The sequence below is a fragment of the Pseudomonas salmasensis genome (assembly GCF_014268375.2).
GTDB classification, from domain to species: domain Bacteria; phylum Pseudomonadota; class Gammaproteobacteria; order Pseudomonadales; family Pseudomonadaceae; genus Aquipseudomonas; species Aquipseudomonas salmasensis.
Window position 1 is genome coordinate 3,995,164 of record NZ_CP077083.1, and the last position, 10,919, is coordinate 4,006,082.

Below are 10,919 nucleotides of genomic sequence, written 5' to 3' on the forward strand. Positions count from 1 at the left end.
ACATTGGACTCGCCACGGGGGCATTCATGATCAAAAGGTATTGTTTGGCATTGCTAATGGGCTTTTTCCTGGGCGGACACGCAGGTCTGCTTTACGCGGGCGCGCTGGACAACGCTGTGCGCCGTGGCGTACTTAAAGTCGGCACCACCCCCAATAACGTGCCCTTCGAAATGCTCGATAAGCAGGGGCGCATCGTCGGTTTTGAAATTGATTTGCTCCACGCCATGAGCCGTGCGCTGGGTGTAGAGCTTGAGTTGGTGGCGGTGCCCTACACAGAACTGTTGCCAGGGCTGATGGCGAACACGTTTGATCTGATTGGCAGCGGCATGACGGTCACCCAGGAGCGCAACCTCAAGCTCAACTTCAGTGACTCGTTTATCGTGGTGGGCCAGACGGTGCTGCTGCATCCGCGCCTGGGCGGACAGGTATCCAGTATTGAAGAACTGGACGATGCCAGTTACCGCGTCGTTGCTACCCGAGGTACCACCGGTGAAGCCGCAGCACAGCGCTTTCTCGTATCAGCGCGGCTCGGCAGTGTAGCTAACCCGGAAGAGGGCGTGCGGCAGGTGGTGGAAGGCAAGGCCGATGCCTTTATCCATGATGCGCCCTACAACCTGATCGCGATAAGTCGGCCACAGAACAGTGCATTGTTGGCACTGGAGCAACCCTTCACTTTTGAGCCCTTGGCGTTTGGCTTGAAAAAAGGGGATTACGACAGCCTCAATTGGATCAACCATTTTCTCAACCAGATCGCCCAGGACGGCACCTACGATCGCCTGCATGACAAGTGGTTCAGGGACACCGCCTGGATCGCCGAGATCGACTGATCGTCATAAGTGCTTACACATCAATCCCTGATCGAGGCGTCGCGCTGAGGCGTCTGCGTCTGTGCTTGGCCGGGTCGCTGTCAGTGTTTTGCGACACACACCGATAACATTTACCGGTGAAACCTTTGTGGCGGACAACGAGTGGGTTAGGATCGCTCCCCGAAATGGCGCAGCCCTCTCGTGCGCCCACCTTATAAGAATCGTTCAGGGGTCTTGATGATGAAAAAGTATCTTTCGATGCTGATGCTCGGCGTCACCGCGCTGGTCGCTGCCACCGTGGCACAGGCCGGCGCCATTGATGAGGCGGTCAAGCGCGGCACGTTGAAAGTCGGCATGGACCCCACCTACATGCCGTTCGAAATGACCGACAAACGCGGTGAAATCATCGGTTTTGAGGTCGACATCCTCAAGGCCATGGCCAAGTCCATGGGCGTCAAGCTGGAGCTGGTGTCCACCGGCTACGACGGCATCATCCCGGCCTTCCTGACCGGCAAGTTCGACATGATTGGCAGCGGCATGACCCTGACCCAGGAACGCAACCTGCGCCTGAACTTCAGCGAACCCTTCATCGTGGTCGGCCAGACGCTGCTGATCCGCAAGGAGCTGGAAGGCACCATCAAGTCCTACAAACACCTGAACGACGAGAAATACCGCCTGACCTCCAAGCTCGGCACCACCGGTGAGATGGTTGCCAAGAAGCTGATCTCCAAGGCCAAGTACCACGGTTACGACAACGAGCAGGAAGGCGTGCTCGACGTGGTCAACGGCAAGGCTGACGCCTTTGTCTACGACGCACCGTATAACGTGGTGGCCGAGAAGAAAGTTGGTAACGGCAAGCTGGTGTTCCTGGACGAACCCTTCACCTTTGAACCCCTGGCGTTCGGTTTGAAGAAAGGTGATTACGACAGCATCAACTTCATCAACAACTTCCTGCACCAGATCCGTAACGACGGCACCTACGATCGCATCCATGACAAGTGGTTCAAGAGCTCCGAGTGGCTCAAGGACATGGAATAAAAGCTTGATGGTGTAGGAGCGAGCTTGCTCGCGAAAATCGTCAACGGTAACGCGGCAATCCTGACACCCAGAGGGTTCTCGGGTTTTTCGCGAGCAAGCTCGCTCCTACAAGAGCAATACATTCGGAAAGTGAAATGAAACATAAAAAAGCCCAATGGCCCTGGCACCTGCTCACGGTGGTCGTGCTGGTCGGCCTGGCGGGCGCTTTGTATTACGCCACCTCGTTGATGTCTTACGAATGGCGCTGGAATCGCGTCCCCCAATACTTCGCCTATCAAGCCGAAACCTCCCAGCGCGCCGCGGATATTTCCACCGTGGTCGAGTTGGTGCGCAAAGGCGATACGGCCGAAGTCACCCTGCGCAACGACGCCGGGGTCGAGCAGAAGCTCACGGTTGCCGATAACAGCCTGCAAGTGGCGCGCGGCGACGATGTGGCTGAAGGCGATGTGGTCGGCGTGACCCGGCAATGGGCATTGGGGCCGTTGATGTGGGGCTTGTGGACCACACTGTGGCTGTCGGTGGTGTCTGGCATCCTGGGTTTGGCGATTGGCTTGGCCACCGGCTTGTGCCGGTTGTCGAAAAACCCCACCTTGCGCGACCTGTCGACGATCTACGTCGAGCTGGTGCGGGGTACGCCGCTGCTGGTGCAGATTTTCATTTTCTATTTCTTTATCGGCACGGTGCTCAACCTTTCCCGGGAGTTCGCCGGGATTGCCGCGCTGTCGTTGTTCACAGGCGCCTACGTGGCGGAAATCGTGCGCGCTGGCGTGCAGTCCATCACCCGTGGCCAGGACGAAGCGGCGCGCTCCCTGGGTTTGAGCGCCAGCCAGTCGATGCGCCATGTGGTATTGCCGCAGGCGTTCAAGCGCGTGCTGCCACCCCTGGCCGGGCAATTTATCAGCCTGGTCAAGGACACCTCACTGGTGTCGGTGATCGCGATTACCGAGTTGCTCAAGAGCGGTCGCGAAGTGATCACCACCTCGTTCTCGCCGTTTGAAATCCTGTTCTGTGTGGCGGGCTTGTACCTGCTGATCAACCTGCCGCTGTCGAAGATGGCCAGCCGGCTTGAGCGGAGGCTCGCCCAAAGTGATTGAAGTGCGCGATCTGGTAAAAGTCTTCGATACCCGTGGGCAGGTGGTGCGCGCGGTGGATCATGTCACCACCCAGGTGGCCAAGGGCGAGGTGCTGGTGGTGATCGGCCCTTCGGGCTCTGGCAAGTCCACCTTCCTGCGTTGCCTGAATGGTCTGGAGGCATTCGATTCGGGTTCGGTGAGCATCGACGGCCTGCAACTGGCCGACCCGAAGACCGACGTGAATGCCTACCGCCGTGAAGTCGGCATGGTGTTCCAACACTTCAACCTCTTCCCCCATATGACGGTGCTGGAAAACCTGTGCCTGGCGCAAAAGGTCGTGCGCAAGCGCGGCAAGCCAGAGCGCGAGGCCAAGGCCCTGGCGCTGCTGGAAAAGGTCGGTATCGCGCAGAAGGCCCACGAGTTTCCATCGCGCCTGTCTGGCGGCCAGCAGCAGCGTGTCGCCATTGCCCGGGCCCTGGCGATGGAGCCCAAGGTGATGCTGTTTGACGAGCCCACCTCGGCCCTCGACCCGGAAATGGTCGGTGAAGTGCTGGATGTGATGAAGACCCTGGCCCTGGAAGGCATGACCATGGTGTGCGTCACCCACGAGATGGGCTTTGCCCGGGAAGTGGCGGACCGGGTGTTGTTTTTCGACCACGGCAAACTGCTGGAAGACGCCGCCCCGGCGGAGTTCTTCAATGCACCAAAAGACCCACGCGCCCAAGCCTTCCTGCGCCAAGTGCTATGACTGTAGGAGCGAGCTTGCTCGCGAAAAACGTCAACGAGAACGCCACGCACCCTGAATGAACGCGGCGGCCTTGAGTTTTTCGCGAGCAAGCTCGCGCCTACAGGGGCGGTGTTTCAGAGCTTGAATTTGTCGACCAGCGTCTGCAAGTCCAGGCTCAACCGCGTCAACTGAACACTCGCCGCCGCTGTTTCCTCGCTGGCGGCGGCGGTTTGTTCCGACACGTCCCGCACCTTCAACACACTGCGATTGATCTCCTCGGCCACGGCGCTTTGCTGTTCCGCTGCGGCGGCGATCTGTGGGTTCATTTCCTGGATGACCGACACCGTGCGGGCAATGGCGGTCAGGGCATCACCGGCGTCGCGGGTCAGGGCGACACTGTTGTCGGTCAGGTTGCGGCTGCTGTCCATGATGTCCGCCACCTGCTGGGTGCCGTTATGCAGGCCCAGGATCAGCCCTTCGATCTCCTCGGCCGATTCCTGAGTGCGCTGGGCCAGGCTGCGCACTTCGTCGGCGACCACCGCAAAGCCTTGGCCGGCAGTACCCACACGCGCCGCTTCAATGGCGGCGTTCAGGGCCAGCAGGTTGGTCTGTTGAGAGACGGATTTGATCACGTCCAGCACACTGGCGATCTTCTGACTCTCCTGTTGCAGCGCGAGCATCGCACGGCCCGACAGCGCCATTTCACTGGCCAGGTTGCCAATCTGCTCCACGGCCTGGGTGACCACTTGCTCACCGGCGCCGGCCTGCTGGTCGGCTTCATTGGCTGCCACCGAGGCGCGTTCGGCGTGGCGCGCCACTTCCTGGGCAGTGGCGAGCATTTCATTCATTGCCGTCGCTACCTGGTCGGTTTCGTCTTTTTGTTCATTAAGCCCGCTGCGGGTCTGCTCGGTGACGGTGGATAACTGTGTAGCCGCCCCGGCGATCTGCCGGGCGCTGTCACCAATGCTGCTGATCAGGCTACGCAGGTTGCGGGTCATTTGGCCGATGCTTTGCTGCAATTGGCCGAGCTCGTCGCGACGGTCGACCGCCATGTCGTGGCTGAGGTCGCCCTCGGCAACGCGGTGCGCGGCGCCAAGGATTTCCCGCAGTGGCACCGCGATCTGGCGGGCGATCCACCACGCGGCCAGCGCGCCCAGTGCCAGGGCGGCCACTGTCACGCTGATCAGCAATGTGCGGGTGTGCTCCGCCTCGTCGTTTCGCTTGGCGTTCTGGCTTTGGCTCAACAGGTTAATTTTCTCGCGCAGGTCGTTGAGTTGCTGTTCGAAGCGGTTTTGCACGGTCTCCACGTTGAGCTGGGCTTCCTTGAGCTTGATCAACTGCTCGCGGTAGGTGGCCAGGTCGGTCTTGAGCAATGTTGAATCCACCGGCAGCGCTGTGACGGCCAACTGCGCGATCTCCAGCGCGTCAAGGGCCTTGCCGATGGCCTGTGCATACATTGCCAGCGATTGCGCGGCCCAGGCGGGGCTCTGGGCGCGATCTTCGGCCAGCTCCATGGCCTGGCGCAGTTGCTCGATGGCATCAAGGGCCTTTTCGTCGTTCTGGTCAGGCAGGTCACTGGCAAATTGGGCGAGGGTATCGCTGGCTTGCAGGGCGATTTTTTTCAGCGCCGGGCGGATGCGCTCGCGCTGTTCGATCAAGGGCGGCAGTTGCGCCAGTGCCGACTTGAAGTTGCTTGCAAGGCTCTTGGCTTCTTCAAGTCGCTGCAGGTCAGCCGGGTCTTTCAGGCGGTTTGAAAGGTCGGCCAGGTGCTGGTCGATCCGCTCGATTTTCGCGGCCATTTTGCCCAGGCTATCGCTGTCTGTCAGGGTGCGGTACACGATGCGGTCGGCGCGCATGGCCTCGGCGTCGACGGCCAATTGCCCCAGGGTCGTCAGGCTATCGGATCGGTAAAGCACGGCGTTCAAGGCTTGCCAGCCCGCAGCGGCGATCAGGAAGCTGAGGATCAGCACTTGGCTAAAACCCAGGGCGAGCTTGAGGCGGACGCTGGCATTGACCAGCACGCGGGTCAGCCGAGGAAACATGGTGAACCTCCGAATCAGAGAAAGCGTTTGGCGACACCTGAAACGCTAATTCGATTCGGGCCCGTGGAGGGCTGATAACTGCGTAGGAAATTTCACAAGATGCGGCGGCTTTGGTAAGCCGCCGCGTAGGGTAATTCAGACTCGGAAGCGCCCGACCAGGGTCTGCAGGTAGATCCCCAGGCGCGCCAGTTCGGCACTGGAGGACGCAGTTTCTTCGCTGGCCGACGAAGTTTGCTCGGAGATGTCGCGCACATTCAACACGCTGCGGTTGATCTCTTCAGCCACGGCGCTTTGTTGCTCGGCGGCGGTAGCGATCTGCGAGTTCATCGCCTGGATGGTCGAGACGGTGCGGGTAATATTGCCCAGCGCATGACCGGCCCGGCGCGTCAGCTCAACACTGCTCTCGGTCAGCCCGCGGCTGTTGTCCATGATGGTTGCCACCTGCTGGGTACCACTTTGCAGGCCGACGATCAGCTCTTCGATCTCTTCAGTGGACTTCTGCGTGCGCTGGGCCAGGCTGCGTACCTCGTCGGCCACCACGGCAAAGCCACGCCCGGCCTCACCGGCACGCGCGGCCTCAATGGCGGCGTTCAGGGCCAGCAGGTTGGTTTGCTGGGCCACGGATTTGATCACGTCGAGCACGCTGCCGATCTTGTCGCTTTCGCGCTTGAGCTCACCCATGGCCACTGTGGAATTACCCACTTCGGTGGCCAGGCGCTCGATCTGGGCGATGGCTTGCCCCACCACCTGGTCGCCTTCACGGGCTTGCTGGTCGGCGGCCACGGCGGCTTCCGAGGCCTCTTCGGCGTTGCGCGCCACTTCCTGCACGGTGGCGGCCATCTCGTTCATGGCGGTGGCCACCTGGTCGGTCTCGACCTTCTGGCTGTTGACCCCGGCGCTGGTTTGTTCGGTCACGGCCGACAACTGCTCGGCGGCGCTGGCGATCTGGGTGACACCGTCGCTGATCCCGCCGATCAACTCACGCAGGCCCACGGTCATGCTTTGCATGGCGCGCTGCAGTTGGCCCAGTTCGTCCTGGCGGCCCGATTCCAGGTTGTGGCTCAGGTCGCCGGAGGCCACGCGCTCGGCAACCGTGAGGGTCTGGTTCAGCGGGATGACGATCTGGCGGGTAATGGCCCAGGCCGCGAAGATGCCGACGATCAGCGCCAGCACGGTGGCAAGCAGCAACAGGTATTTGGCTTGCGCGGCATCTGCGTCACGCACGGCGGTCTGGGAGACGGTAAGTTTTTCACTGTGGCCCAGCAGGATGTCGCCTTGGGCGATCATGGTTTTGAGCGCTTCGGCGCTGGCGACCTGGGAATCGCGATACTGGCTGACAGCGGCGCGGTAGGCTTGCAGTGATGCCCCGGCTTCTTGCAGGTTGGCCTGGTATTGCGCAGGCAACTGGCCTTGCAGCTCGGTGATTTTCTTCAGGGCGTTGTCGATGGCATCCAGGGCCGGTTGCTCGGCCTCGACCTTGCCGCTGTAGGTGTAGCCGCGTACCTGGAAGCGCGATTGCTGGATCAGTTTGCTCTGCTCGACCACGCTGTTGAACTGGGCGACGCTGTCACCTTGCAACAGGGCTTTTTCGATTTCGTTGATCCTGGCGACGGCATTGTCGGCAGTGTCGCCGAGTTTGCTGCGGGCGCCCTCACGCTTGAGGCCCGCCTGGACCATGGCGGCGAAGGCCTTTTTGTATTGGTTCAGGGCTTCCTGCTGTTGCTCGACCAGGGCTTTATCGTCAGGTTGCTCGATCAGCTCGGCAGCGGTCTTCAGGCCACTGTCGAGGTGGGCGAGCAGGCCGTCGACCTTGTCCGTGCCTTGCTCGCCACGGCGCATGTCGAAGTCCAGGCGTGCCAGGCGCAGGTCTTTGGTCAGGCCATTGAGGCTGGAAATGAAGCCCAGCTTGTCACCGCGACTGATCACATCCCCCAGGCCGGTCCAGCCGGTAAAGGTGATCAACAGCGTCAGGAGCAACACCAGGCCAAAGCCCACGCTCAGCTTGCGGTTGACGCTTACATTCCCCAGTTTCTCGGCTAACCAACGATACATGCTGCGAACTCCCCTGGAACAAGGCTTGGACTTATTCACAGGCTATCGGCACGGGGGCGGGATACTGTAGCGATGCACATCTAATGTGGGAGCGAGCTTGCTCGCGAAAAACGTCAACGATAACGCGTGCTTTCTGGGTAAACGCGGCGCCTGTGAGGTTTTCGCGAGCAAGCTCGCTCCTACAGAAGGCGAGATGATCGCTTGATCTGCGGGGGGTTAGAACAGGCGGGCGAGCAGGGCCGTTACGGCAGTTTCGACGCGCAGGATGCGTGCACCCAACTGCACTGGCTGCAAACCGGCCTTGGCCAGCAGGTCCACTTCGTAGGGAATCCAGCCGCCTTCCGGGCCGATCGCCAGGGTCACCGGTTCCTCCAGGGCTCGGGGGCAGGCCGGGTAATCGCCCGGATGGCCGATCAGGCCCAGGGTGCCTGCCGTCATGGCCGGCAGCCGATCTTCGACAAACGGCTTGAAGCGTTTCTCGATAATGATCTCGGGCAGTACCGTGTCCCGCGCTTGTTCCAGGCCGAGAATCAGTTGCTCGCGCACCGCTTCAGGCTCCAGGAACGGGGTTTGCCAGAAGCTTTTTTCCACCCGGTAACTGTTGACCAGCACCACCTTGGGCACGCCCATGGCCGCCACCGTTTGCAGCACCCGGCGCAGCATCTTCGGGCGGGGCAGGGCCAGCAGCAGGGTCAGGGGCAGTTTGCTTGGTGGCGGTTGGTCGAAGCTCACTTGCAGTTCGGCTTCGGCGGCTTCCAGGCGCAGCAGTTGGGCATTGCCCATCAGCCCGCCAATGCGGCCCACGCGCAGGGAGTCACCGACGGCGGCGCGGTGAACCTCCTGCATATGCACCAGGCGCCGATCGCGCAGCACTACGCGGTCGGCCGCGATAAAGTCGGCCTCTTCGAGCAGCAGCAGGTTCACGGCTGGGTCGCTGGCGGCTGGTCGTCGTCGACAGGCGCGTCATCCGGGTGTTCGCCACGCTTGCTGATCAAGCCGCTGAACAGGATGCCCACTTCGAACAGCATCCACATCGGCACCGCCAACAAGGTCTGGGAGAAGATGTCCGGCGGTGTGAGGATCATGCCGACCACGAAGCAGCCGATGATCACGTACGGGCGGATCTTCTTCAGGTACTTGACGTCGACCACGCCGATCCACACCAGCAACACCACCGCCACCGGGATTTCGAACGCCACGCCAAAGGCGAAGAACAGCGTCATCACGAAATCGAGGTAGCTGGTGATATCGGTCATCATTTCCACGCCGGCTGGAGTCGCGGCGGCGAAGAACTTGAAGATCAGTGGGAACACCAGGAAGTAGGCGAAGGCCATGCCGGTGTAGAACAGCAGGATGCTCGACACCAGCAACGGTACGGCGATGCGCTTCTCGTGCTTGTACAGGCCCGGCGCGATAAAGCCCCAGATCTGATGCAGGATCACCGGGATCGCCAGGAACAGCGAGACCATCATGGTCAGCTTCAAGGGCGTCAGGAACGGCGACGACACATCGGTGGCAATCATCGTCGCGCCGGCCGGCAGGTACTGGCGCAGCGGCGTCGAGACGAAGGTGTAGATCTGCTGGGTAAAGGCGAACAGCCCGGCAAAGATGATGAAGATCGCCGCCACGCAACGCAGCAGGCGGGTACGCAGCTCGGTGAGGTGCGAGACCAGCGGCATGTGCTGGTCGTTTTCCGGTTTATCAGCGCTCATGGGGCTCGCGGCGGCAATGTAGGGTCATGGGGTGCGGGCGACGCAACGGGCGTCGGCGCGGGCGTCGTTGGGGCGGGCGCTGCAGGAGCCGCGTCGGCCACAGGGGCTGGCGCGATGCTGTGCTCGGCCACCGGCGTTACCGGCTTGGCCGGCTCTTGCACCGGGGAAAGGATCTTGCGGGCTTCCTGCTCCAACGAGAGGATATGTTCGTTGTGCAATTGTCGGCGGATTTCGTCGGCACCGATTTCCCGTTCAACTTCCTGTTTGATCGCGTTGAAACTGCGCTTGAGGCGCCCGATCCACAAGCCGGCGGTGCGAGCGGCACCGGGCAGGCGTTCCGGCCCCAGTACCAGCAAGGCCACCAGGCCGACGAGCAGCAGTTCAGAGAAGCTGATACCAAACATTAGTCAGTGCTCACGAGTCTTTGCGGGTCGGCTCTTGGACCTTTTCAGCCTGAACGTCGAAGGTACGGCGCTTGGTGATCGGCTGGGTGGCCTGCGGGTGAACAGGCTGGGCCGGTGGCACCGGGTTGGCGCTTGGCTCGGCTGGCTTTTCATCGTCGTTCATGGCTTTGCGAAAGCCCTTGATCGACTCGCCCACATCGGTGCCCAGGTTCTTGAGTTTCTTGGTGCCGAACACCAATACCACCACCACCAGAATGACGATCCAGTGTTTCCAGTCAAAAATGCCCATGCTTCAAATCCTCAAGTCTTAGTTATTCAGGCGGACGGGCGCGAAGCCTTCTCGGCGTGCCCGGACAAGCCGAAGCGACGGTCCAGTTCATCCAGCACGGCCTGTGGGTGCTGCCCCAGTTGGGCGAGCATCACCAGGCTATGGAACCACAAGTCTGCGGTCTCATAGATTACATCGCTGTAATCACCGCTGATTTGCGCGTCCTTGGCCGCAATGATGGTCTCGACGGATTCTTCGCCGAGTTTTTCCAGAATCTTGTTCAGACCCTTGTGGTACAGGCTGGCGACGTAGGAGCTGTCGGCGTCCGCGCCTTTGCGGTCTTCCAGCACCTGGGCCACACGGTTCAGGGTATCGCTCATGTTCAGTGTCCTGCTGGGTAGATGGCGTGCGGGTCTTTGAGCACCGGCTCCACAACCTTCCATTCGCCATTCTCGAACACGCGATAGAAGCAACTGTGGCGGCCAGTGTGGCAGGCGATGCCGCCGATCTGTTCGACCTTGAGGATCACCACGTCGGCATCGCAGTCCAGGCGCAGCTCGTGCAGGGTTTGCACGTGCCCGGACTCTTCGCCCTTGCGCCACAGTTTGCCACGCGAACGTGACCAGTAGATGGCGCGCTGCTCGGCGGCGGTGAGGCTCAGGGCCTCGCGGTTCATCCAGGCCATCATCAGCACGCGCCCGGTCTTGTAGTCCTGGGCAATGGCCGGCACCAGGCCGTCACTGTCCCATTTGATCTCATCCAGCCAGTCTTTCATGTTCGGCTCCGGCAATTTGCGA

General features: G+C 61.2%; 12 protein-coding genes and 1 pseudogene. 4 read left to right on the top strand and 9 right to left on the bottom strand.

Annotation, left to right across the window (positions count from 1 at the left end; genetic code table 11):
* The first annotated feature begins 26 nt into the window (after window positions 1-26).
* The 4 genes from HU731_RS17925 (at window position 27) to HU731_RS17940 (ending at window position 3,665) form a co-directional block, all read left to right on the top strand.
* Window positions 27-827, top strand: coding sequence for a transporter substrate-binding domain-containing protein (locus HU731_RS17925; RefSeq protein WP_186606447.1), 801 nt, complete (start codon window positions 27-29; stop codon window positions 825-827).
* Between the two features lie 219 nt (window positions 828-1,046).
* Window positions 1,047-1,844 (top strand): transporter substrate-binding domain-containing protein, encoded by a 798-nt coding sequence (locus HU731_RS17930; protein ID WP_186606448.1) that lies wholly within the window; start codon window positions 1,047-1,049, stop codon window positions 1,842-1,844.
* Between the two features lie 134 nt (window positions 1,845-1,978).
* A complete protein-coding gene (locus tag HU731_RS17935; protein WP_054897532.1) occupies window positions 1,979-2,938 on the top strand; it encodes an amino acid ABC transporter permease in 960 nt (319 codons plus the stop codon).
* Window positions 2,931-3,665 (top strand): amino acid ABC transporter ATP-binding protein, encoded by a 735-nt coding sequence (locus HU731_RS17940; RefSeq protein WP_044270688.1) that lies wholly within the window; start codon window positions 2,931-2,933, stop codon window positions 3,663-3,665. Before HU731_RS17935 ends, HU731_RS17940 begins: the two co-directional genes overlap by 8 nt.
* 113 nt (window positions 3,666-3,778) lie before the next feature.
* On the opposite strand, the gene HU731_RS17945 is transcribed toward HU731_RS17940, so the two are convergent.
* The 9 genes and pseudogenes from HU731_RS17945 to hisI form a co-directional block, all read right to left on the bottom strand.
* Window positions 3,779-5,686: a methyl-accepting chemotaxis protein gene (locus tag HU731_RS17945; protein WP_186606449.1), complete on the bottom strand. Its 1,908-nt coding sequence runs from the start codon at window positions 5,684-5,686 to the stop codon at window positions 3,779-3,781.
* A gap of 135 nt (window positions 5,687-5,821) precedes the next feature.
* A complete protein-coding gene (locus tag HU731_RS28955) occupies window positions 5,822-6,694 on the bottom strand; it encodes a methyl-accepting chemotaxis protein (RefSeq protein WP_430458790.1) in 873 nt (290 codons plus the stop codon).
* A 33-nt stretch (window positions 6,695-6,727) separates the two neighbouring features.
* A pseudogene (locus HU731_RS28960) lies at window positions 6,728-7,738 on the bottom strand (methyl-accepting chemotaxis protein); the annotation flags it as partial.
* A 216-nt stretch (window positions 7,739-7,954) separates the two neighbouring features.
* Window positions 7,955-8,662: a 16S rRNA (uracil(1498)-N(3))-methyltransferase gene (locus HU731_RS17955; protein WP_186606451.1), complete on the bottom strand. Its 708-nt coding sequence runs from the start codon at window positions 8,660-8,662 to the stop codon at window positions 7,955-7,957.
* Window positions 8,659-9,450, bottom strand: coding sequence for a twin-arginine translocase subunit TatC (gene tatC / locus HU731_RS17960; RefSeq protein WP_003187874.1), 792 nt, complete (start codon window positions 9,448-9,450; stop codon window positions 8,659-8,661). Before tatC ends, HU731_RS17955 begins: the two co-directional genes overlap by 4 nt.
* Complete coding sequence (gene tatB / locus HU731_RS17965) at window positions 9,447-9,854, bottom strand: Sec-independent protein translocase protein TatB (RefSeq protein ID WP_003187876.1); 408 nt, start codon at window positions 9,852-9,854, stop codon at window positions 9,447-9,449. Before tatB ends, tatC begins: the two co-directional genes overlap by 4 nt.
* Before the next feature lie 10 nt (window positions 9,855-9,864).
* A complete protein-coding gene (locus HU731_RS17970) occupies window positions 9,865-10,143 on the bottom strand; it encodes a twin-arginine translocase TatA/TatE family subunit (RefSeq protein ID WP_186606452.1) in 279 nt (92 codons plus the stop codon).
* Between the two features lie 26 nt (window positions 10,144-10,169).
* Window positions 10,170-10,502 (bottom strand): phosphoribosyl-ATP diphosphatase, encoded by a 333-nt coding sequence (locus tag HU731_RS17975; protein ID WP_003187881.1) that lies wholly within the window; start codon window positions 10,500-10,502, stop codon window positions 10,170-10,172.
* A gap of 2 nt (window positions 10,503-10,504) precedes the next feature.
* Complete coding sequence (gene hisI, locus HU731_RS17980) at window positions 10,505-10,897, bottom strand: phosphoribosyl-AMP cyclohydrolase (RefSeq protein ID WP_003187884.1); 393 nt, start codon at window positions 10,895-10,897, stop codon at window positions 10,505-10,507.
* Window positions 10,898-10,919 lie beyond the last annotated feature (22 nt).